General features: G+C 56.3%; 19 protein-coding genes. 14 read left to right on the plus strand and 5 right to left on the minus strand.

Going from position 1 to position 21,461, the window contains the following annotated elements; translation table 11 throughout:
- Position 1 precedes the first annotated feature (1 nt).
- The 7 genes from M2433_RS09115 to M2433_RS09145 all read left to right on the plus strand — a co-directional run bounded on the left by M2433_RS09115 (position 2) and on the right by M2433_RS09145 (position 5,728).
- On the plus strand, positions 2 to 376 hold the full coding sequence (locus M2433_RS09115; protein ID WP_047348985.1) for a YcfL family protein: 375 nt from the start codon (positions 2 to 4) through the stop codon (positions 374 to 376).
- A 10-nt stretch (positions 377 to 386) separates the two neighbouring features.
- Positions 387 to 1,034, plus strand: a complete 648-nt coding sequence (gene lpoB / locus M2433_RS09120; protein WP_047348984.1) for a penicillin-binding protein activator LpoB — start codon at positions 387 to 389, stop codon at positions 1,032 to 1,034.
- On the plus strand, positions 1,015 to 1,839 hold the full coding sequence (gene thiK / locus M2433_RS09125; RefSeq protein ID WP_429056980.1) for a thiamine kinase: 825 nt from the start codon (positions 1,015 to 1,017) through the stop codon (positions 1,837 to 1,839). Before lpoB ends, thiK begins: the two co-directional genes overlap by 20 nt.
- 11 nt (positions 1,840 to 1,850) lie before the next feature.
- A complete protein-coding gene (nagZ, locus tag M2433_RS09130) occupies positions 1,851 to 2,876 on the plus strand; it encodes a beta-N-acetylhexosaminidase (RefSeq protein WP_429057169.1) in 1,026 nt (341 codons plus the stop codon).
- A 34-nt stretch (positions 2,877 to 2,910) separates the two neighbouring features.
- Positions 2,911 to 3,453, plus strand: a complete 543-nt coding sequence (gene ycfP, locus M2433_RS09135; RefSeq protein WP_008500781.1) for an alpha/beta hydrolase YcfP — start codon at positions 2,911 to 2,913, stop codon at positions 3,451 to 3,453.
- Positions 3,454 to 3,690: 237 nt separating this feature from the next.
- Positions 3,691 to 4,995 carry an NAD(P)/FAD-dependent oxidoreductase gene (locus M2433_RS09140; RefSeq protein ID WP_047348982.1) on the plus strand — a complete coding sequence of 435 codons (1,305 nt, stop codon included), beginning with the start codon at positions 3,691 to 3,693 and terminating at the stop codon, positions 4,993 to 4,995.
- 193 nt (positions 4,996 to 5,188) lie between these two features.
- Positions 5,189 to 5,728 carry a glycine zipper 2TM domain-containing protein gene (locus tag M2433_RS09145; protein ID WP_008500779.1) on the plus strand — a complete coding sequence of 180 codons (540 nt, stop codon included), beginning with the start codon at positions 5,189 to 5,191 and terminating at the stop codon, positions 5,726 to 5,728.
- Between the two features lie 59 nt (positions 5,729 to 5,787).
- On the opposite strand, the gene comR is transcribed toward M2433_RS09145, so the two are convergent.
- Positions 5,788 to 6,423: a TetR family copper-responsive transcriptional repressor ComR gene (gene comR, locus M2433_RS09150; protein ID WP_134349848.1), complete on the minus strand. Its 636-nt coding sequence runs from the start codon at positions 6,421 to 6,423 to the stop codon at positions 5,788 to 5,790.
- Between the two features lie 244 nt (positions 6,424 to 6,667).
- Here comR and bhsA point away from each other — a divergent pair, with 244 nt between their 5' ends.
- Positions 6,668 to 6,925 (plus strand): multiple stress resistance protein BhsA, encoded by a 258-nt coding sequence (gene bhsA / locus M2433_RS09155; RefSeq protein WP_025758152.1) that lies wholly within the window; start codon positions 6,668 to 6,670, stop codon positions 6,923 to 6,925.
- Between the two features lie 73 nt (positions 6,926 to 6,998).
- Here bhsA and ldtC read toward each other — a convergent pair whose 3' ends face one another.
- The 3 genes from ldtC to M2433_RS09170 form a co-directional block, all read right to left on the minus strand.
- Positions 6,999 to 7,964: a L,D-transpeptidase LdtC gene (gene ldtC / locus M2433_RS09160; protein WP_429056985.1), complete on the minus strand. Its 966-nt coding sequence runs from the start codon at positions 7,962 to 7,964 to the stop codon at positions 6,999 to 7,001.
- Between the two features lie 148 nt (positions 7,965 to 8,112).
- Positions 8,113 to 11,559, minus strand: a complete 3,447-nt coding sequence (gene mfd, locus M2433_RS09165; protein WP_429056987.1) for a transcription-repair coupling factor — start codon at positions 11,557 to 11,559, stop codon at positions 8,113 to 8,115.
- Between the two features lie 149 nt (positions 11,560 to 11,708).
- Positions 11,709 to 12,782 carry an acyltransferase family protein gene (locus tag M2433_RS09170; RefSeq protein WP_429056989.1) on the minus strand — a complete coding sequence of 358 codons (1,074 nt, stop codon included), beginning with the start codon at positions 12,780 to 12,782 and terminating at the stop codon, positions 11,709 to 11,711.
- Between the two features lie 256 nt (positions 12,783 to 13,038).
- Between M2433_RS09170 and lolC the strand changes: the two genes are divergently transcribed.
- Genes lolC through cobB form a run of 5 tightly spaced genes read left to right on the plus strand, consistent with a single transcriptional unit; the run spans position 13,039 to position 17,977 of the window.
- Positions 13,039 to 14,238, plus strand: a complete 1,200-nt coding sequence (lolC, locus tag M2433_RS09175) for a lipoprotein-releasing ABC transporter permease subunit LolC (protein ID WP_047348976.1) — start codon at positions 13,039 to 13,041, stop codon at positions 14,236 to 14,238.
- On the plus strand, positions 14,231 to 14,932 hold the full coding sequence (gene lolD, locus M2433_RS09180) for a lipoprotein-releasing ABC transporter ATP-binding protein LolD (protein ID WP_047061583.1): 702 nt from the start codon (positions 14,231 to 14,233) through the stop codon (positions 14,930 to 14,932). The genes lolC and lolD overlap by 8 nt, the downstream gene beginning before the upstream one ends.
- A complete protein-coding gene (gene lolE, locus M2433_RS09185; protein ID WP_429056993.1) occupies positions 14,932 to 16,176 on the plus strand; it encodes a lipoprotein-releasing ABC transporter permease subunit LolE in 1,245 nt (414 codons plus the stop codon). The genes lolD and lolE overlap by 1 nt, the downstream gene beginning before the upstream one ends.
- A 53-nt stretch (positions 16,177 to 16,229) precedes the next feature.
- Positions 16,230 to 17,141 carry an N-acetylglucosamine kinase gene (gene nagK, locus M2433_RS09190; protein ID WP_429056995.1) on the plus strand — a complete coding sequence of 304 codons (912 nt, stop codon included), beginning with the start codon at positions 16,230 to 16,232 and terminating at the stop codon, positions 17,139 to 17,141.
- Between the two features lie 14 nt (positions 17,142 to 17,155).
- Positions 17,156 to 17,977 (plus strand): Sir2 family NAD+-dependent deacetylase, encoded by an 822-nt coding sequence (cobB, locus tag M2433_RS09195; protein ID WP_047348973.1) that lies wholly within the window; start codon positions 17,156 to 17,158, stop codon positions 17,975 to 17,977.
- Positions 17,978 to 18,022: 45 nt separating this feature from the next.
- Here cobB and M2433_RS09200 read toward each other — a convergent pair whose 3' ends face one another.
- A complete protein-coding gene (locus M2433_RS09200; RefSeq protein WP_429056998.1) occupies positions 18,023 to 19,954 on the minus strand; it encodes a methyl-accepting chemotaxis protein in 1,932 nt (643 codons plus the stop codon).
- A gap of 237 nt (positions 19,955 to 20,191) precedes the next feature.
- On the opposite strand from M2433_RS09200, the gene M2433_RS09205 reads away from it, so the two are divergent.
- The gene (locus M2433_RS09205; RefSeq protein ID WP_429057001.1) at positions 20,192 to 21,421 is read left to right on the plus strand and encodes an EAL and HDOD domain-containing protein; all 1,230 of its coding nucleotides are present in this window, start codon (positions 20,192 to 20,194) and stop codon (positions 21,419 to 21,421) included.
- Positions 21,422 to 21,461: the final 40 nt, after the last annotated feature.

Here is a 21,461-nt window from a genome sequence, read left to right on the forward strand (position 1 = left end):
CATGCTTAAAGGGCGTATTGCAGCGCTGGTAGTGACGATGATGATCGCAGGGTGCAGTTCGCGCCCGGCGATCCCCGTGAATGATGAACAGACGCTGGTGATGGAATCCTCCGTACTTGCCGCAGGCATCACGGCGCAGCAACCCGCGTTGACCATCAGTGAAATCAATTCGTCTGCCTCCTCTACGCTCTTCAATGAAAGACATGAACCAGTGACGGTCCACTACCGCTTTTTCTGGTATGACGTAAGAGGTCTTGAAATGCATCCGCTGGAAGCGCCGCGAAGCGTCACCATTCCGGCAAGATCGTCGGTAACGCTCTATGGCAGCGCCAACTATCTGGGTGCGCATAAGGTGAGACTTTATCTTTATCTCTAAGGGGTGAATCTTGATTAAAAATTTGAGCCGCTATGCGCTCGTGACAGCTTTCGCTCTGTTTCTGGCAGGGTGTGTGACGCGTACTGAACAGCCAGCGCCTGTGGAAGAGGCTAAACCGGGTACTGAACAGCCGACGCAGCCCGCGCAGCCGCAGCCAACCGTGCCATCTGTGCCGTCTATTCCGGAACAGCCGGGTCCAATTGAGCATCCGGACCAAACGTCGCAGCCCACGCCGCGCGTGCGCCATTACGACTGGAACGGCGCAATGCAGCCGATGGTCGGTAAAATGCTGCAGGCACAGGGCGTGACGGCAGGCAGCGTATTGCTGGTCGATAGCGTGAACAACCGTACCAACGGTTCGCTGAACGCGGGCGAAGCGACGGAAACCCTGCGCAATGCCCTGGCAAACAACGGTAAGTTTACGCTGGTTTCGGCTCAACAGCTCGCGGTCGCGAAACAGCAGCTGGGCCTGTCGCCGCAGGATAGCCTCGGCTCACGCAGCAAGGCGATCGGTATTGCCCGAAACGTTGGCGCACAGTATGTGCTGTACTCAAACGCCACCGGTAACGTGAATACGCCAGCCCTGCAGATGCAGCTGATGCTGGTTCAGACAGGCGAAATTATCTGGTCAGGTAAAGGTGCGGTTACGCAACAATGACAGCACGCGTGAAGAGATTCTGACACGCTATTTTCCTCAATATCGCCTTATCGCGCCGCAGGCCCACTCCGGGCTTGGCGGCGCGAGTTGCATTATAGCGCAGGGCGAGCATCGTCTGGTCTTGCGGCAGAATCACGATCCCTTCGCGCCTGCTTTCCATTTCCGTCGTCAGTTTCGAGCCCTGAGACGTCTTGCGTCAGATCTCGTGCCTGAACCCCGATTTTTCAGACAGGGCTGGATGGCCGTCGAGTATCTGGAAGGGGAAGTTAAAAGCGCGCTGCCGGACACTTCAGCGCTTGCGGCGATGCTGTATCATTTGCACCGGCAGCCACGTCTGGGATGGCGAATCACGCTATTCCCGTTGCTTGAACACTACTGGCAGCAAGCCCTGCCTGACAGACGCACCCCAACGTGGCTGGCACATCTCAAACGGTTGCGTAAAGCGGGTGAGCCACAGCCGATCCGGCTCTCGCCGTTGCACATGGATGTTCATGCCGGAAATATTGTGCATACGTCAGCGGGTATCCGGCTTATCGACTGGGAATATGCCGGAGACGGCGATGTGGCGCTGGAGCTGGCGGCGGTCTGGACGGAGAGTGACGCCGCGCGGCGGGCGCTCATCAGCGACTATGCCCACGCGGCAAAAATTGACGTCGACGCGCTGACGCGGCAGGTCAGGCGCTGGCGTCCCTGGGTCATCATGTTAATGGCCGGCTGGTTTGAAATGCGCTACCAGCAGTCCAGAGACAAACAATTTATTGCGCTGGCAGACGATGCCTGGCGTCAGTTACAAACTAAAGGATAAGAGAGGTGGATGTGGGTCCAGTCATGTTGGATGTAGAAGGGTTTGAGCTGGATGCGGAGGAGCGTGAAATTCTGGCGCATCCGCTGGTGGGTGGCCTGATCCTGTTTACCCGCAACTATCACGATCCGGCGCAGCTGCGTGAGCTGGTGCGTCAGATCCGCGCCGCGTCGCGCAATCATCTGGTGGTGGCCGTCGATCAGGAAGGCGGACGCGTGCAGCGTTTTCGCGAAGGGTTTACCCGCCTGCCGGCAGCCCAGTCTTTTGCCGCGCTGTTGGGCACGGAAGAGGGTGGAAAACTGGCGCAGGACGCCGGCTGGCTGATGGCCAGCGAAATGATCGCCATGGATATCGACATCAGTTTTGCCCCGGTTCTGGACGTGGGGCATATCAGCGCCGCCATTGGCGAGCGTTCATACCATGAAGATCCGCGTATTGCGCTGGCAATGGCGACCCGGTTTATTGACGGCATGCACGATGCCGGGATGAAGACCACCGGCAAACACTTCCCGGGCCACGGGGCGGTGACGGCGGATTCCCACAAAGAGACGCCGCGCGATCCGCGCCCGGAAGCGGAAATTCGCGCCAAAGATATGTCGGTTTTCCAGTCGCTTATCACCGATAACAAGCTGGATGCCATTATGCCTGCGCACGTGATTTACAGCGACGTTGACCCGCGTCCTGCCAGCGGCTCTCCGCACTGGCTAAAAACCGTTCTGCGCCAGGAGCTGGGCTTCAATGGCGTGATTTTCTCCGACGATTTATCGATGGAAGGGGCGGCGATTATGGGCAGCTACGCAGAACGCGGTCAGGCGTCGCTGGACGCTGGTTGCGATATGATCCTGGTCTGCAATAATCGTAAAGGTGCCGTTAGCGTGCTGGATAACCTGTCGCCGATCAATGCAGAGCGTGTTACACAATTGTATCATAAAGGTTCATTTAGCCGTCAGGAGCTGATGGATTCGGCGCGCTGGAAGACGATCAACGCCCGGCTTGAAGACCTGAATGAGCGCTGGCAGACACACAAAGCCAGCCTGTAAACCCTCCCGGAAGGCGTAGCGTGGTGAGAAGACGATGATCATCTATTTACACGGTTTTGACTCTAACAGTCCTGGTAATCATGAGAAGGTGCTGCAGCTGCAGTTTATCGATCCGGATGTGCGGTTGATCAGCTACAGCACGCGCCATCCGAAGCATGATATGCAGCATCTGCTCAAAGAAGTGGACAAGATGCTGCAGCTGAACGTCGACGATCGTCCGTTGATTTGCGGCGTGGGGCTGGGCGGCTACTGGGCGGAACGGATTGGCTTCCTGTGCGACATCCGTCAGGTCGTGTTCAATCCTAACCTGTTCCCGAACGAGAACATGGAAGGCAAAATTGACCGCCCGGAAGAGTATGTCGATATTGCGACCAAGTGCGTCAGCAATTTTCGGGAGAAAAACCGCGACCGCTGCCTGGTGATCCTGTCGCGTAACGATGAGGCGCTCAACAGCCATCGGGCTGCAGAACTGCTGCATCATTACTATGAGATCGTCTGGGACGAAGAACAGACCCACAAGTTCAAGAACATCTCTCCGCATCTGCAGCGTATCAAGGCCTTTAAAACGCTGGGTTAAGCCCCTGAAGCAGGTCCAGAAGCCCGGACGCGAAAGCGTGCCGGGCTTTCTTTTTGACCAGAATTGTCTACTTTTAAGCCATCAAAACTTGATGCATATCAATTTTGGTATGACCAATGCGCCTGACGTGTTATTCTCAATGCACCTGAATGGTTTCAGTGCTGTAACCTGTTGTTAATTAAGGGTTATTTTTATAACTTTTAATTAACAATTGGTTAATAATTTGAGGGGGTCACGTTGACTACGCCATTGAAAAAGATAGTGATTGTAGGCGGTGGAGCAGGCGGGCTGGAGCTGGCGACACAGTTGGGCAAGAAGCTGGGCCGCGGTAAAAAAGCCAAAATTACGCTGGTGGATCGTAACCACAGTCACCTGTGGAAACCGCTGCTGCACGAAGTGGCGACCGGTTCTCTGGACGAGGGCGTGGACGCGCTCAGCTATCTGGCGCACGCGCGCAACCACCATTTCCAGTTCCAGCTGGGCTCGGTGGTGGACATCAATCGTGAAAGCAAAACCATTACCCTGGCAGAGCTGCGTGATGAAAAAGGGGAGCTTCTGGTCCCTGAACGCAAACTGGCGTATGACACGCTGGTCATGGCGCTGGGCAGTACCTCCAATGACTTCAACACGCCTGGCGTGAAAGAGCACTGTATCTTCCTCGATAACCCGCATCAGGCGCGTCGTTTCCATCAGGAAATGCTGAACCTGTTCCTGAAGTACACCAGCAATATGGGTGCGAACGGTAAGGTGAATATCGCCATTGTTGGTGGCGGTGCGACGGGCGTTGAGCTCTCCGCTGAGCTGCACAATGCGGTGAAGCAGCTGCACAGCTACGGCTACAAAGGGTTAACCAACGAAGCGCTGAACGTGACGCTGGTCGAAGCCGGTGAACGTATTCTGCCTGCGCTGCCGCCGCGGATTTCCGGTGCGGCGCACAATGAACTCACCAAACTGGGCGTGCGGGTGCTGACGCAGACCATGGTGACCAGCGCCGACGAAGGTGGCCTGCACACGAAAGACGGCGAGTACATCAAAGCGGATCTGATGGTCTGGGCGGCAGGTATCAAAGCGCCTGATTTTATGAAAGAGATCGGCGGCCTGGAAACCAACCGCATCAACCAGCTGGTGACGGAGCCGACGCTGCAAACTACCCGCGACCCTGACATCTTTGCTATCGGCGACTGCGCTTCCTGCGCGCGTCCTGAAGGCGGCTTCGTACCGCCGCGCGCCCAGGCGGCGCATCAGATGGCGAGCCTGGTACTGCACAACATTCTGGCGCAGACCAAAGGTAAGCCAATGAAAGCCTATGTCTACAAAGACCACGGTTCTCTGGTATCGCTGTCTAACTTCTCAACCGTCGGCAGCCTGATGGGCAACCTGATGCGTGGCTCGATGATGGTAGAAGGGCGCATTGCACGCTTCGTGTATATCTCCCTGTACCGCATGCACCAGATTGCGCTGCACGGCTACTTCAAAACCGGGCTGATGATGCTGGTGGGCAGAATCAACCGTGTGATCCGTCCGCGTCTGAAGCTGCACTAATCTTTCACTCCCTCCGGGCCTTCCGGAGGGAGTTTTTAGCATATCGTGCTGCAGATCACAGAACGTATGCTTAAGAGTTCTCCTAAATAGAATATATCTCCCCTCAACGTCTCTTTTTTGATCCTTTATCTGATTGGCGAACCCGTGCCTCCATTGCAAAATTGTTACCAATAGCAACAAAGGAGGAAGTCCCGTGAATAAATCAATGTTGGCGGGTATAGGGATTGGCGTCGCGGCTGCGTTAGGTGTGGCTGCCGTTGCCAGTCTGAACGTATTAGATCGCGGCCCGCAGTATGCACAGGTGGTTTCTGCTACTCCGATTAAAGAAACCGTCAAGACCCCTCGTCAGGAGTGCCGCAACGTCTCCGTGACTCACCGCCGTCCGGTTCAGGATGAAAACCGTATTGCTGGATCTGTTCTGGGTGCGGTAGCCGGTGGGGTCATTGGCCACCAGTTTGGCGGTGGCCGTGGTAAAGATGTGGCGACCGTGGTCGGCGCGCTGGGCGGTGGCTATGCCGGTAACCAGGTGCAGGGCGCAATGCAGGATAATGATACCTACACCACAACGCAGCAGCGCTGTAAAACCGTCTATGACAAGTCGGAGAAAATGCTGGGCTATGACGTGACGTACAAAATTGGCGATCAGCAGGGCAAAATCCGCATGGATAAAGATCCAGGCACGCAAATTCCTCTGGACGGTAATGGCCAGCTGGTTCTGAATAACAAAGTGTAAAAAAGATGTTCTCTGAACTTAGCTCCTCATGCGCTCAGGCTGAGGAGCTTTTTTTTGCGTCAGATTTTGAGTAGCTCGGGCCACAGCCGCAGCGTGGTGTCGCTTATATTCTGCAGTTTTTCAAGCGTTGCCCCTTCACGGGCGCTGATCGACATCCCCTGCAAAATACAGCTCAGGTATTGCGCCAGCACCTGAGGGTTACAGTGCGCGGGGATTTCACCGCGCTGCTGGCGTTGAGCCAGAAACGCGCTCAGCGTCTCCTCCTGCATGGCGTGACGCGATTTCACCGTATTGGCGATCTCTTTAGACGACGCCGCAAGGGTGGCAGAGGTGTTAATCATAAAGCAGCCCGCAGGCGTGTCTTTACTGGTAAAGCAGGTGGCGACGGCGGTGAAATAATCTCGCAGTGCCTGCTCAACGCTTTTTTCTTCACAAAATAGCTGGGCTTCGTGTTTCGCCGCAAAGCGCGAAATGTACCTGTCCAGCACCGCCCTGAACAGCCCCTCTTTATTGGTAAATTCAGCATACAGCGTCGGCGCTTTGGCTCCGGTGGCTTCTACCAGATCGGAAAGCGAGGTTGCTTCATACCCATGTTGCCAGAAGAGAGTCATGGCCTTATCAAGCGCTGCATCCCTGTCAAACACTTTTGGTCGGCCACGGCTTTTCTTCGCACAACTCGTGACATCGGTTGTCATTTGCCGTTGGTCCTCTGTTGGTTTGTTGAATAACCATTATAAAAATAAACGCAAGTCACCACCAGCGCTGAATGCTTAAAAATAAATTAATCATATGAGTATGAAAAATAACGACTTTAAAATTAAGTTAACGTTCGTTATAAAATTATGTTGACGCGTGACCTGGATCACATTTATGATTTACCTATCGATCGTTAACTAAATAGATAACGACCTCCAAATTCATCTGCTAAAGGTAAAGATCATGAAAAACGTAAAAACTCTCATCGCTGCCGCCGTTCTGAGCTCACTCTCTTTCGCAAGCTTTGCTGCTGTTGAAGTGCAATCCACACCTGCTGACCAGCATAAAGTCGGGACTATCTCCGCTTCTGCAGGGACTAACCTGGGCTCTCTGGAAGATCAGCTGGCGCAAAAAGCGGAAGAAATGGGTGCGAAATCTTTCCGCATTACCTCTGTGACCGGCCCTAACACGCTGCACGGCACAGCTGTAATCTACAAATAAGTCGCGTATAAACCCTCATTTATGCCACTGCAATAAAAAACGCCCTGCTAAGCAGGGCGTTTTTCTTTCCGTATTACAGCGACTGCTGGGCGACATCACGGTGCCGGGTGACATCTGTCGGCATTCCCGACCGAGCCTCCATTGCGCGCTCCATGACTGCGCCATCGGTATTCACATTCGTTTTGAAGCTCACCATTGCCGCATTCAGGTTGATGGGCAATGTTTGCGGATCGTCACCGATGTTTTTCGATAGCGGCTGGTGAATTTCAACCATCCGCACGCCGCCTGGCTCCTCAGAAACTTTAATCGGCGTATTGATAATATTTACTTTAGTACCCGGCGTAACCACGTTAAACAGCGTTTTGATATCGTCATCGCGCAGACGAATACAGCCGGAGCTGACGCGCATGCCGATGCCAAAATCTGCATTCGTTCCATGCAGCAGATAGACCCCGCCGTAAGCCGCCAGGCGGATCGCGTGATGTCCCATCGGGTTATCCGGGCCTGCCGGCACTACGGCGGGAAGGTCAATGCCCTGCGCTTTATAACGGGCACGAATATTAGCCGTCGGGGTCCAGGTTGGATTCGCACGTTTATCCGAGACGGTGGTGACCATCGTCGGCGTCAGGGTGTCGCCGCCCAGCTGGCCAATCCCGATGGGGTACACGGTGACTTCATTTTTGCCCGGCGGGTAATAATAGAGACGTAACTCCGCAAGATTAATGACGATCCCCTCGCGCGGGGCGTCCGGCAGAATAGTCTGTAACGGGATGGTCAATACGGTTCCCGCGCGCGGGACGTAGGGGTCGACGCCAGGGTTGGCCTGCAGCAGAGCCAGAAAACCGACGTTATATTTTTTGGCAATCGCTTCCAGGGAACCGCCGTTGTTTTCAACCACATGAAAACGATTTTCCCCCACCACCCTGCTGCCAGGAGGGGGAAGGGGCCAGGTATTTGCCCGGGCCGGAAGCGCAACCGCGAAGGTGGCTGCCAGCGCAAACAAGGTCATCCAGCGGGTAAAACGCGAAGAGGTCATCATTACCACAATCCATGCAAATGATAAGGTTATTGTTTTATAAGCAGTTAATTATAATTATGGCGAATAGGTGTGTCGGGAAGATCGGGTGAAGTGCAAAGAGTTTGTAAATTGTCCCCCGGTAGCGCGGCGCTAACGGGGGAAGGGCGGGCTACGCGATCGAATTTTCTTCGAGCTGGCGCATAAAGTTACGCACCCAGTCCATGCGGGTTTTGCGCTCCGTCAGCTCCTGGGTAAATTTCAGACGCGTCGGCCCATCGAGACGGAAATGCTGCGGCTGTTTTTGCAGCAGACCAATCAGCCACATCGGGTTAACGTGGTTCTTCTCGGCGAATTCGATCACGCCGCCTTTTTCGTTGCCTTCAAGCTTACGAATGCCCAGCTTCTGTGCCTGCTGGCGCAGGCGCGCGATATCCAGCAGATTTCTCGCCGCATCGGGCAGCAGGCCAAAGCGGTCGATCAGCTCCACCTTAATCTCTTCCAGCTCGTTTTCCCTCTTCGCACTGGCGATGCGCTTGTAGAACGACAGTCGGGTATTCACGTCCGGAATGAAATCATCCGGCAGCAGGGAAGGCATACGCAGCTCGACCTCGGTCTGCTGGCTGGTGAGATCTTCCAGCGACGGCTCGCGTCCGGCCTTCAGGGCATCGACCGCATTTTCCAGCAGCTCCATATAGAGCGAGAAGCCGATGGTCTCCATCGAGCCGCTCTGGTCCTCACCCAGCAGTTCGCCGGCACCGCGGATCTCGAGATCGTGTGTCGCCAGCGCAAAGCCTGCGCCGAGGTCTTCCAGCGAGGCGATGGCTTCCAGACGCTTTTGCGCGTCGGTAGTCATCGCTTTCGGATGCGGCGTCAGCAGCCAGGCGTAGGCTTGATGATGCGAACGCCCGACGCGGCCGCGCAGCTGATGGAGCTGCGCCAGACCGAAGTGATCCGCACGTTCGATGATAATGGTATTCGCCGTCGGGATATCAATACCGGTTTCAATGATGGTGGTGCACACCAGCACGTTGAAGCGCTGGTGGTGGAAGTCGTTCATCACCCGTTCCAGCTCGCGCTCGCGCATCTGCCCGTGACCGATAGCAATGCGCGCTTCCGGTACCAGCTCTGCCAGACGGTCTGCCGCTTTCTGGATATTTTCCACATCGTTGTACAGGTAATAGACCTGACCCCCACGAAGTACCTCACGCAAGATGGCCTCACGGACCACCAGATTATCGTATTCGCGGACAAAGGTTTTTACCGCCAGGCGGCGCGCCGGTGGCGTGGCGATAATCGACAGATCGCGCATGCCGCTCATCGCCATGTTCAGCGTACGCGGGATAGGCGTTGCGGTCAGGGTCAGAATGTCGACGTCGGCGCGCATCGCTTTGATGCGCTCTTTGTGACGCACCCCGAAGCGGTGCTCTTCATCGACGATCAGCAGCCCCAGATCTTTCCACTTCACGTCGCTTTGCAGCAGCTTATGGGTGCCGATCAGAATGTCGATTTTACCCTCGCTTGCCTGCTCCAGAATTTGGGTCTGCTCTTTGGTACTGCGAAAACGCGACAGCATCTCGATGCGTACCGGCCAGTTGGCAAAGCGGTCGCGGAAGTTGTCAAAGTGCTGCTGAGCGAGCAGGGTGGTCGGCACCAGCACCGCCACCTGCTTGTTGTTTTCAACCGCAAGGAAGGCGGCGCGCATCGCCACTTCGGTTTTACCGAAGCCGACGTCGCCGCAGACTAAGCGGTCCATTGCCAGCGGCTGGCACATATCGCTCAGCACGGCGTTAATGGCCTGGGCCTGATCCGGCGTGGTTTCAAACGGGAAACTGTCGCAGAACAGCTGGTACTGTTCTTTATCATGCTTAAAGGCAAAGCCCTCTTTAGCCGCGCGCTGGGCGTAGATATCCAGCAGCTCGGCCGCCACGTCGCGCACTTTTTCCGCGGCTTTCTGGCGCGCGCGCGCCCAGGCGTCGCCGCCCAGCTTGTGCAGCGGCGCATTGTCTTCGGCACCGCCCGCATAGCGGCTGATGAGATGCAGGGAGGAGACCGGAACGTACAGTTTGGCATCGTTGGCGTAGGTCAGCATCAGGTATTCACCTTTGATGCCGCCCGCCTCCAGCGTGGTCATCCCCTGATAGCGGCCAACGCCGTGCTCCAGGTGAACAATCGGCTGGCCCGGGTGCAGCTCGGCCAGGTTACGGATCAGCGTGTCCGGATTGATGGTTCGACGGCTGTCCTGACGGCGACGCGCGACGCGCTCGCCCAGCAGGTCGCTTTCGCAAATCAGCGCCAGGTTGTTGAGCGTATCAATAAACCCGTGCTCGGCGGCGCCAATCATCAGGTAACAACCGTTTCCGGTCGCCTCGCTGAGACGCAGGATGCGTTTCGGCGCAACCTTAATACGCCCCAGCAGTTCACCGAGCGCTTCACGACGGCCTTCACTCTCAACGGAGAACACTACCGGGCCGGTAAAGGATTCCAGGAACTTGCGCAAATTATCCAGCGGTGATTTCTGCTGTGCCTGAACGGCGAGGTCCGGCAGCGTCCGGAAGGCGAGGTTGGTGTTGGCGGCCTTATCGGCAAGCGAATCGGTTTTAAGCTGCATACGCGGCCAGCGCTTCAGCTCGGCGTTGAGCTCGTCGGTACGCAGCCACAGCGCTTCCGGCGGCAGCAACGGACGCATCGGGTCAACGCCCCGGTTTTCAAAGCGGGCGCGGGTTTCGCCTTCAAAGCGGCTGGCGCTGGCGTCGATATCGCCGGTGTTAACAATCAGCGTATTCGCCGGGAAGTAGCTGAAAAGAGCCGGCAGCGGCTCGTTGAAGAACAGCGGCTGCCAGTATTCGATCCCGGCAGGAAGCGTGCCTTTGCTGACCTGCTGGTAAATATGCTCGGCGTCGCGCTTCACCTCGAACCTGTCGCGCCACTGGCTGCGGAACAGTTCGATAGCGGTTTTGTCCGTCGGGAACTCGTGCGCGGGCAGTAAATTGATGGACTCCACTTCTTCCAGCGTGCGCTGCGTATCGGCGTCGAATACGCGCAGGCTATCGATTTCATCATCGAAAAAGTCCAGACGATACGGCTGGTCGCTGCCCATTGGGTAAAGGTCAAGCAACGCGCCGCGGGTCGCGTATTCCCCGTGCTCCATCACCTGATCGACGTGGCGATAGCCGGCACCGTCAAGCTGCGCGCGCAGGGCATCACGGGACAGGCGCTGGCCTTTTTTCATCACCAGCGCGTGGCCATGCAGGTAGCTGTGCGGACAGACGCGCTGCATCAGGGTGTTCACCGGTACAATCAGCACGCCGCGCTGCATGGTCGGCAGCTGATAGAGCGTCGACAGGCGCGAGGAGATGATCTCCTGATGTGGAGAGAAGCTGTCATACGGCAGCGTTTCCCAGTCGGCCAGGCTGAACACCAGGCTATCGGTGAACTGGCGAATTTCGTCGTGCAGGCGCAGAGCGTTTTGCATATCCGGGGCAACCAGTATCACCGGGCCAGGATGGCGTTCGGCGATTTCCGCCACCAGCGTGGCGCATGCCGCGCCCGTGAGTTCACCCAGCTGGCGCTGGTCGCCCGCTTTGGCAGGCAAGGAATAACGATAGTGTTCAGGCATGGCTATGTCAGAGTCTCTTATGGATATACCAACAGTATTGGGGCATATCACTGATACGCAATGTCTTTATTATCCTCGATCGTTTTGCATAAGCAAATCGGAACCGCACGGCGGGGCAATCCGCCCCCGAAGCGGGGGCGGAGAGGGCATTAACGGGTGGTCGGTGACAGACTTAGCGTTGAGGGAGGAGAGAAGAAAATGTCCCCAAACAGCGCGGTGGAGAGTTTACGCACCCCAAGCCCGGCAAGGGTACAGATAAGCAGGCTGGCAAACGGGTAGACCAGAATTAAAGACAGCTCAGCCCAGACCGGCCAGTAGGCGGCATTCACCTCGCCAATCAGGAACAGGCTAAAGGCCTCGATTAAGATGCGGTGGGTGGTATAGATCGCAATGGTGTTTGAGCCAATCACGTTAAGCAGGTTGTGCGGATGAACGGCATAGCGCTGCTCGAGGCTGTAGAACAGCTTCATGATCAGCACAATCGACAACAAGGAGAGCAGCAGCGGAACGTTAGCAAACCACAGCACCACCGAGACGGCAGCGAAAGCGGCTGTCGCCAGCCAGATGCGGCGCAGGTTGACGCTTTTCATCCATGCCATCAGCTCTGCGCCATACCACGCCCCAAGGCTGTAGTAGATCATGTTGCGTACCACGCTGTTCATTCCCCACCACGGCAGCGGCAGGAAGTTGATCGCGATGCTTGCCAGCGCCAGCAGTCCCAGTACCGGCAGCTTCCAGCGGCTCAGCAGTTTACACAGCGTGAAGTAGACCACCAGGGCATACAGATACCACAGGCTGGTGCTGGCGGTGAGCATCCCGCGCACAAATCCTGAGAACGAGTCGGCATAGGCCGCGTTCGACGAGGTAGCAAGCTCACGCTCCGGTGCCAGCCAGGCGTTCAGATGGCTCAGCGCCTGCCACTGCAGGACGCCCCACAGCGCCAGGACCCAGACAATGCTCCAGACGCGTTTGTCGAGACTGGTGCGCCAGCCCACCTCGTCAATATAGCGACGGATCAAGTAGCCAGAAATAAAGAAGAAGACCGGCATACGGAACGGTGCGAGGTAGAGGTTAAAGTAGACCCAGCATTTGGCGAGAAGGCCGGAGAGCGGATGTTGTAGCCCGATCAGATGCGGATAAAACGTGATGACCGAATGATAGATAACCACCAGGCAGATGCACAGCCCTTTTATCTGGTTAATCCATAATGCTTTTTGCTTCATTGTTCGCAACTACCTTATTGCCATAAACGAACGAGCAATTGTTCTAAAACGAAACCAGGATGTAATGGGTAACAGTCTGTATCAGGAGGTTTTTCGGAAAAGGTGGAGGTTGCGAGGTGCACTTTCAGCTATTAGCACCCTGATTTATCTGAATTTTTCGGAAAAATGATTACCAAAGCTTACGGTTTCAGTCATTTACGCTTAACGGATTCGCTTATATACTCGTGGGTCTGCTATCAGCAAACAGACGGATTTCATGTATCAACCTGTCGCACTCTTTATAGGCTTACGCTACATGCGTGGGCGCGCCGCGGACCGCTTCGGTCGCTTTGTCTCCTGGCTTTCGACTATTGGCATCACGCTTGGCGTGATGGCACTGGTGACGGTGCTTTCCGTCATGAATGGCTTTGAGCGCGAGCTGCAAAACAACATCCTGGGGCTGATGCCGCAGGCCGTACTCTCATCTACCAACGGTTCGGTTAACCCGCAGCAGCTGCCGGAAAGCGCGGCGAAGTTACAGGGCGTCACGCGCGTTGCGCCGTTGACGACCGGCGACGTGGTGCTGCAAAGTGCCCGCAGCGTGGCGGTCGGCGTGATGCTGGGTATCGACCCGGCGCAAAACGATCCGCTGACGCCATACCTGGTTAACGTGAAGCAGACCGATCTCGAAGCCGGAAAATACAACGTTATTCTGGGTGAACAGCTTGCCGGCCAGCTTGGCGTCAACCGTGGCGATCAGCTGCGCGTGATGGTGCCTTCAGCCAGCCAGTTTACGCCGATGGGGCGCCTGCCAAGCCAGCGTCTGTTCACCGTAATTGGTACCTTTGCTGCCAACAGCGAAGTCGATGGTTACCAGATGCTGGTTAACATCCAGGACGCATCACGCCTGATGCGTTATCCGGCGGGGAATATCACCGGCTGGCGCCTGTGGCTCGACGCGCCGCTGAAGGTCGATACGCTCAGCCAGCAAAAGCTGCCGGACGGCACGAAATGGCAGGACTGGCGCGAGCGTAAAGGCGAATTGTTCCAGGCCGTACGTATGGAAAAAAACATGATGGGGCTGCTGCTGAGCCTGATCGTGGCCGTAGCTGCCTTTAACATCATCACCTCGCTGGGCCTGATGGTCATGGAAAAACAGGGCGAAGTCGCCATTCTGCAAACCCAGGGGCTCACGCCGCGCCAGATCATGGCGGTCTTTATGGTGCAGGGCGCGAGCGCCGGGATTATCGGGGCGTTGCTCGGGGCGGCGCTGGGCGCGCTGCTTGCCAGCCAGCTTAATAACTTAATGCCGATCATTGGCGCGCTGCTCGATGGCGCGGCGCTGCCGGTGGCTATCGAGCCGCTGCAGGTGGTCGGTATTGCGCTGGCCGCGATGGCCATTGCGCTGCTTTCTACGCTTTATCCTTCCTGGCGCGCTGCCGCCACTCAACCCGCTGAGGCTTTACGTTATGAATAAGATCCTGTTGCAATGCGACAACCTGTCCAAACGCTATCAGGAAGGCTCTGTGCAGACCGACGTGCTGCACAATGTGAGCTTCAGCGTGGGCGAAGGCGAGATGATGGCGATTGTCGGTAGCTCCGGCTCCGGCAAAAGTACCTTATTACACCTGCTGGGCGGGCTGGATACCCCAACCAACGGCGACGTGATTTTCTCCGGCCAGCCGATGAGCAAAATGTCCTCCGCGGCGAAGGCCGAGCTGCGTAACCGCGAGCTGGGCTTTATCTACCAGTTCCATCACCTGCTGCCGGATTTCACGGCGCTGGAAAACGTGGCGATGCCGCTGCTGATTGGCAAAAAGAAGCCGGCAGAAATTAACGCCCGCGCCAGCGACATGCTGAAAGCGGTAGGGCTGGGCCATCGCGGTAACCACCGTCCGTCGGAGCTTTCCGGCGGCGAGCGTCAGCGCGTGGCGATTGCCCGTGCGCTGGTGAACAACCCGCGTCTGGTGCTGGCGGATGAGCCTACCGGTAACCTGGATGCGCGCAATGCGGACAGTATTTTCCAGCTTCTGGGCGAGCTGAACGCCTCCCAGGGCACCGCGTTTCTGGTCGTAACCCACGATCTGCAGCTGGCAAAACGCATGGGGCGCCAGCTTGAGATGCGCGACGGCCATCTGAATGCAGAACTGACTCTGATGGGAGCGGAGTAATGGCTTCACCGTTATCGTTACTCATCGGGCTACGCTTTAGCCGCGGTCGCCGTCGCGGCGGCATGGTGTCGCTGATCTCCGTCATTTCGACCATCGGTATCGCGCTGGGTGTGGCAGTGCTGATTGTGGGCCTGAGCGCCATGAACGGCTTCGAGCGCGAGCTGAATAACCGCATTCTGGCGGTGGTGCCGCACGGTGAAATCGAGCCGGTTAACCAGCCCTGGAGCAACTGGAGCGACGCCCTGACCAAAGTGGAAAAGGTCCCGGGCATCGCCGCTGCTGCGCCCTACATTAATTTTACCGGGCTGGTGGAGAGCGGGGTAAACCTGCGTGCCATTCAGGTGAAAGGGGTGAATCCCGTCCAGGAAGAACGCCTGAGCGCGCTGCCGAAATATGTGCAGAACGGCGCGTGGGCGAACTTTAAGGCTGGCGAGCAGCAAATCATCATGGGTAAAGGCGTCGCGGATGCGCTGAAGGTGAAGCAGGGCGACTGGGTGTCAATCATGATCCCGAACGCCAGCGCCGATCACAAACTGCAGCAGCCTAAACGCGTGCGCCTGCACGTCACCGGTATTCTTCAGCTGAGCGGTCAGCTTGACCATAGCTTTGCGATGGTGCCGATGGAGGATGCGCGCCAGTATCTCGACATGGCCGACAGCGTGACGGGCATTGCCATCAAGGTGAACGACGTCTTTAACGCCAACAAACTGGTACGTGACGCGGGCAGCGTGACCAATAACTACGTCTACATCAAGAGCTGGATCGGCACTTACGGCTATATGTACCGTGATATCCAGATGATCCGCGCCATTATGTATCTTGCGATGGTGCTGGTGATCGGCGTCGCGTGCTTTAATATCGTCTCGACGCTGGTGATGGCGGTCAAAGACAAGAGCGGTGACATCGCCGTGCTGCGTACTCTTGGGGCAAAAGACGGCCTTATTCGCGCCATTTTCGTCTGGTACGGTTTGCTGGCGGGCCTGTTCGGCAGCCTGTGCGGCGTGGTGATTGGCGTGGTGGTTTCCCTGCAGCTGACCCCAATCATCAACGGGATTGAAAAGCTTATCGGCCACCAGTTCCTGTCGGGTGATATCTATTTTATTGACTTCCTGCCGTCTGAACTGCACTGGCTGGACGTTTTTTATGTGCTGGTGACAGCACTTTTACTGAGTCTGCTGGCAAGCTGGTATCCGGCGCGTCGCGCAAGCCGAATTGATCCGGCGAGGGTATTAAGTGGCCAGTAATTACGTCATGATCTAGCGGCTTTCGGGCCGCCAGGTTAAAAGAGGAATGCGTTATGTATTACGGATTTGATATTGGCGGCACCAAGATTGCGCTCGGCGTGTTTGATAAAGACCTCAAACTGCAGTGGGAAACCCGCGTTCCCACGCCGCGCGAAAGCTACGACGCGTTTTTAACCGCCATTGCCGCGCTGGTGGCGCAGGCTGATGAACGCTTTGGCGTTAAAGGCAGCGTCGGCATTGGCATTCCGGGGATGCCCGAAACCGACGACGGCACGCTGTATGCCGCCAACGTGCCTGCTGCCAGCGGCAAACCGCTGCGCGCCGATCTCTCTGCCCTCCTTGAACGCGACGTGCGTTTAGACAACGATGCCAACTGCTTTACGCTTTCTGAAGCCTGGGATGATGAATTCCGTCGTTATCCGCTGGTGATGGGGCTGATCCTCGGCACCGGCGTCGGCGGGGGGATTGTGATCAAGGGGAAGCCCATCACCGGGCGCAGCTACATCACCGGGGAGTTTGGCCATATCCGCCTGCCGGTGGACGCGCTGGACGTCGTCGGGCGTGATTTTCCGTTGACCCGCTGCGGCTGCGGCCAGCACGGCTGTATTGAAAACTATCTTTCAGGCCGCGGGTTTGCATGGCTTTACGAACACTTCTATCATCAGAAACTTGAGGCCCCTCAAATCATTACCCTGTGGGAGCAAGGTGATGCGCAGGCGCGTGAGCACGTCGAGCGCTATCTGGATCTGCTGGCGGTATGTCTGGGAAATATTCTCACCATCGTCGACCCGGATCTGCTCGTGATAGGGGGAGGGCTTTCAAACTTTACCGCGATTACGGAACGGTTGTCCGGGCGGTTGCCCCGACATTTATTGCCGGTTGCCCGCGTGCCGCGTATTGAACGCGCGCGACACGGGGACGCAGGAGGCATGCGCGGAGCCGCATTCCTTCATCTCACCGATTAGTTTACGAGGTTTCTATGCTGTCGCGTCGCCAGGGTCGACTCAGCCGTTTTCGCAAAAATAAACGCCGCTTACGTGAGCGCTTGCGCCAGCGGATCTTTTTCAGAGACAGAATGATGCCAGAAGCGATGGATAAACCCAGAGTGGTGGTGCTGACCGGGGCGGGGATCTCCGCCGAGTCAGGAATTCGAACCTTCCGCGCGGCGGACGGGTTGTGGGAAGAGCACCGCGTGGAGGATGTCGCCACGCCGGAAGGCTTTGCCCGCGATCCGGATCTCGTGCAGGCATTCTACAATGCCCGCCGTCGCCAGCTTCTCCAGCCAGAGATTGCCCCGAATGCCGCGCATCTGGCGCTGGCGAAGCTGGAAGAGGCGCTGGGCGATCGTTTTCTGCTGGTGACGCAGAATATCGACAACCTGCACGAGCGTGCCGGCAACAAAAACATCATCCATATGCACGGCGAGCTGCTCAAAGTTCGCTGCGCCTGGAGCGGTCAGGTGCTGGACTGGAAAGAGGACGTGCTGCCAGAGGATAAATGCCACTGCTGCCAGTTCCCGTCGCGCCTGCGACCGCACGTGGTCTGGTTTGGCGAAATGCCGCTGGGCATGGATGAGATCTACAGCGCGCTGGCCATGGCCGACGTATTCATCGCCATTGGCACATCTGGCCACGTATACCCGGCTGCGGGGTTTGTTCACGAAGCGCGCCTGCACGGGGCGCATACGGTAGAACTTAATCTGGAGCCCAGCCAGGTGGGCAGCGAGTTTGAAGAGAAGCACTATGGCCTGGCAAGCGCGGTCGTTCCGGAGTTTGTCGACAAGCTGCTGAAAGGGCTGTAACGGCAATCACGTAAAAAGGCACCCGTCCTGCGGGTGCCTTATTATTTATGAATGAAAGAACGCCAGCGTTTTCTCCAGCGATTTAGCCTGCTCATCCAGTGAGAGCGCTGCCGCAGAGATCTGCTGAACCAGCGAGGCGTTCTGCTGGGTGGTGCTGTCCATCTGATTCACGGCGGTGCTGACCTGGCTAATCCCCCGATTCTGCTCGTCCAGCGCCTGAACGATATCGTTGATGACCAGATGCACATGCGACACCGCCTCAATCACCTGCTTCATCATCACGCCGGTTTCATTGACCAGCTCAACGCCTTTGCTGACGCGGCCTGAGGACTCAGCAATCAGCTGAGAGATCTCTTTTGCCGCGTTGGCGCTTCGCTGGGCAAGATTGCGGACTTCGCCTGCCACCACCGCAAAACCGCGCCCCTGTTCGCCCGCGCGCGCCGCTTCAACGGCAGCATTCAGCGCCAGAATATTGGTCTGGAAGGCGATACCGTCGACGATGCTGTTAATCTCACCGATCTTACGCGCGCTCTCATCAATCTCTCCGATCACAACGACTACGTCGTTCACCAGCGTTTCGCCATGCCCGGCGAGGCTCGCGGCGCGATCGGTCAGCGTGGTGGCCTTGTGCGCGTTGTCGGCGTTATTCTTCACCGTGACCGAAATCTCCTCCATGCTGGCTGCCGTTTCAACAATCGCCGCCGCCTGTTCTTCGGTACGTGAGGCGAGGTCTAGGTTGCCCGCCGAAATTTCACTGGTACCGCCGTGCACGGAATGGCTGGCTTCGCTGATGTTGTCGACGATGCGCTTGAGCTGCGTCTGCATGGTGTGCAGGGCATAAAAAATGCTGTGGGTGTCCCCGGAGCGAACCGGGATGGTGTTGTTCAGATCGCCCCGGGCAACGGCCAGGGCGATCCCGGCGGCCTCCGAAGGTTCCCCTCCAACCGGACGGTCAACTTTGCGGGTAAAGATCTGGGCCATCACCAGGCTCACCGCAACGATGCTTAACACCATCAGGACAATCGCTTTCAGTAAAAATGCGCGCGCTTCGGCCATCACTTCGCTGACCGGCGTGACAATGGCGAGTTTCCACGGCGTCTGGCTATTACCGACGGCGATCTCCTGCCAGGTGATAAACACCTCTTCCTTCAGCAACGGATCGTGTGCCCGGATGACCTCATGACCCGCAATTTTATCTGCGTAAGGCTTGCCTGCTGCTCGTTTGTCCGGGCTGGACACCACGTTGTTACCGGCTGAAAGGAGCAGAGCGTAGCCTGTGCCGTTCCACGGTTTAATCGCCCCGATCGTGGATTGCAGCGTAGCCAGAGAGAAGTCAGAGGTGACCGACCCCAGGAACTGGCCGTCACGCATGATGGGGGCAGCAATCGAGGTGAGCATCACGTCTACGCCGTTGTAGGGGTAAATATAGGGCTCGATGATCACGTCTTTATGCCGTTGTTTCGGCAGCAGATAGTAATCTCCACTGCCGGGCGTTTCGATGTCCGTCAGCAGGTGTAATGCCGGTTTGCCGGAGGCGTCGCGGTCAACGTAGCGGGCGTAACGCCCGGCAGGATCTTCACCGCTTTGACCGGCCAGGGTGGCATCTTTATCGTCGAACGCGTTGGGCTCAAAGGCCATCGACATGGAGAGAAACTGTGGGTGAGCCGAGAGATAGTGGATGAGTAACTGATTGAGGCTCTGACGATCGGTCACGCCCGCCTCCCGCAGCGACAGGGCGCTGTTGCCCATATCCCGGGCGGCAGCCAGGGCAGAATCCAGCTGTTTGCTGACCTGCAACGATTGCACCTCGGCAATTTGGCGAATATGCTTTTTGGCCAGAACCTCCTGCTGCGCCATCCACTGCCACATCATAAACCCGATGGTTGCCGTAAAGCCCACCGTCACGGTGAGGAAAATGGACAATAGCATCAACGTCTTGACTCTTATTTTTTGCTTTCGGACCATGGCGTCTTTCATTCTCATCTCCCGTAATGGCGTGCATGTCGGGCAGGCACTCAGTACTTATCGGATATTTCGTCCTCTTTCTGTAGAGTGCCGGATATATTTAATTTAAATTCCATAATATTAAATCCCGTTAATTAGTGTGGATGCTTTTATTTTGTGCATTCAATCAAAATAGCGCTCGATAATGCTCGTTATCGTAGTGTAGAAAGAGGATGCTAATAAATATAAAGTTGTAGAGGAGGATGGGATATGTACGGATTTATCGCGCGACAACCCATTTTTAACCCTGAGATGAAGACGGTGGCCTATGAGCTGCTTTTCAGAGATGGGATGACAAACCGTTTTCCAGATGTATCGGCGGAATATGCCACATCCAGAATGATATCGGACCAGTTTTTATGCGTGCCGTCCCAGCGCATCGCCGGGGCACATACGTCGTTTATTAATTTCCCGTCAAGAATGGTCATCGACCGCAGCGGTGAAGCGCTCGATAAGGACAGCGTGGTCATTGAGATCCTTGAAGATGCGGTGCCGGGGGCTGAGCTGCTGCAGGCCGTCAAGGAGATGAATGCGCACGGCTATCAGTTTGCCCTTGATGATTTCACCCTTGCGCCGGAATGGGATGCTTTTTTACCCTATATTTCGATACTGAAATTCGATGTCAGAAATTATTCCTTAGCGCAAATTAAAACGTATCTGAAAGAACGTAATAATCTGACCGGGCATATTAAATATCTCGCTGAAAAAATTGAGACTAAAGAGGAATTCGAACAATACAGAAAAGAAGGCTTTTCTCTTTTTCAGGGCTATTTTTTCTGCCGTCCGGAGGTTATTAAATATAAACGGCTATCGCAAAACCAGCTGGCGATTTTCCGCCTGCAAATGGAAGTTGGGCGCAATAAACCTGATTTTCGGATTATCGAGTCGTTGATAAAAACCGATCTGACGCTGTCCTGGAAAATCATGCGCTACATGAAGCACACCGCATTTAAGCATATCGGTGCCTGTAATTTCAGCAAGTTAACCCTGAGTGAGGTGCTCAGATACCTCGGAGAAAACCAGCTGAGGCGGTTTGTTGCCGTCGTGGTCCTGGCAAGCGCGGGCAATGATACCGTCAGCGAGCTTTACCCGTTGAGCATGATGCGCGGTAAGTTCTGCGAGCTGATTGCAGAGACCATCAACGAACCGACGCTGGCTGAAAATGCATTCATGTGCGGCCTGTTTTCACTGCTCGATACCCTGCTTGAGCTGCCGATGGCAGAGCTGATGAAGCAAATTGCGGTGCCGCAGAGCGTGAGCAACGCGCTTTGCCATCAGGAGGGACGGTTAGCCGATATGATTAGCCTTTGCCGTTACTATGAACAGCAGCAGTGGGACGAGGCGACCCGAATCCGTCAGGCGCTGGGTCTGTCCGATGAGGATGTGGTGGAGGCTATGAGAAGGGCAACGATCTGGGCTGGGGAGAATGCGGCCAGTTAATCCTTCCTCACGCCGTACAGGCGGCGTGAGGAAGAGCGCG

It is taken from the genome of Enterobacter sp. AC1 (genome assembly GCF_050434705.1).
GTDB classification, from domain to species: domain Bacteria; phylum Pseudomonadota; class Gammaproteobacteria; order Enterobacterales; family Enterobacteriaceae; genus Enterobacter; species Enterobacter cloacae_L.

Bases quoted from the DNA above. Each gene is read 5' to 3' on its own strand.
- lolE (WP_429056993.1), top strand. From the start codon at position 14,932: ATGGCTTCACCGTTATCGTTACTCATCGGGCTACGCTTTAGCCGCGGT.
- M2433_RS09115 (WP_047348985.1), top strand. From the start codon at position 2: ATGCTTAAAGGGCGTATTGCAGCGCTGGTAGTGACGATGATGATCGCA.
- cobB (WP_047348973.1), top strand. From the start codon at position 17,156: ATGCTGTCGCGTCGCCAGGGTCGACTCAGCCGTTTTCGCAAAAATAAA.
- lolC (WP_047348976.1), top strand. From the start codon at position 13,039: ATGTATCAACCTGTCGCACTCTTTATAGGCTTACGCTACATGCGTGGG.
- ycfP (WP_008500781.1), top strand. From the start codon at position 2,911: ATGATCATCTATTTACACGGTTTTGACTCTAACAGTCCTGGTAATCAT.
- M2433_RS09170 (WP_429056989.1), bottom strand. From the start codon at position 12,782: ATGAAGCAAAAAGCATTATGGATTAACCAGATAAAAGGGCTGTGCATC.
- bhsA (WP_025758152.1), top strand. From the start codon at position 6,668: ATGAAAAACGTAAAAACTCTCATCGCTGCCGCCGTTCTGAGCTCACTC.
- nagK (WP_429056995.1), top strand. From the start codon at position 16,230: ATGTATTACGGATTTGATATTGGCGGCACCAAGATTGCGCTCGGCGTG.
- mfd (WP_429056987.1), bottom strand. From the start codon at position 11,559: ATGCCTGAACACTATCGTTATTCCTTGCCTGCCAAAGCGGGCGACCAG.
- M2433_RS09200 (WP_429056998.1), bottom strand. From the start codon at position 19,954: ATGAAAGACGCCATGGTCCGAAAGCAAAAAATAAGAGTCAAGACGTTG.
- ldtC (WP_429056985.1), bottom strand. From the start codon at position 7,964: ATGATGACCTCTTCGCGTTTTACCCGCTGGATGACCTTGTTTGCGCTG.
- comR (WP_134349848.1), bottom strand. From the start codon at position 6,423: ATGACAACCGATGTCACGAGTTGTGCGAAGAAAAGCCGTGGCCGACCA.
- M2433_RS09205 (WP_429057001.1), top strand. From the start codon at position 20,192: ATGTACGGATTTATCGCGCGACAACCCATTTTTAACCCTGAGATGAAG.
- lolD (WP_047061583.1), top strand. From the start codon at position 14,231: ATGAATAAGATCCTGTTGCAATGCGACAACCTGTCCAAACGCTATCAG.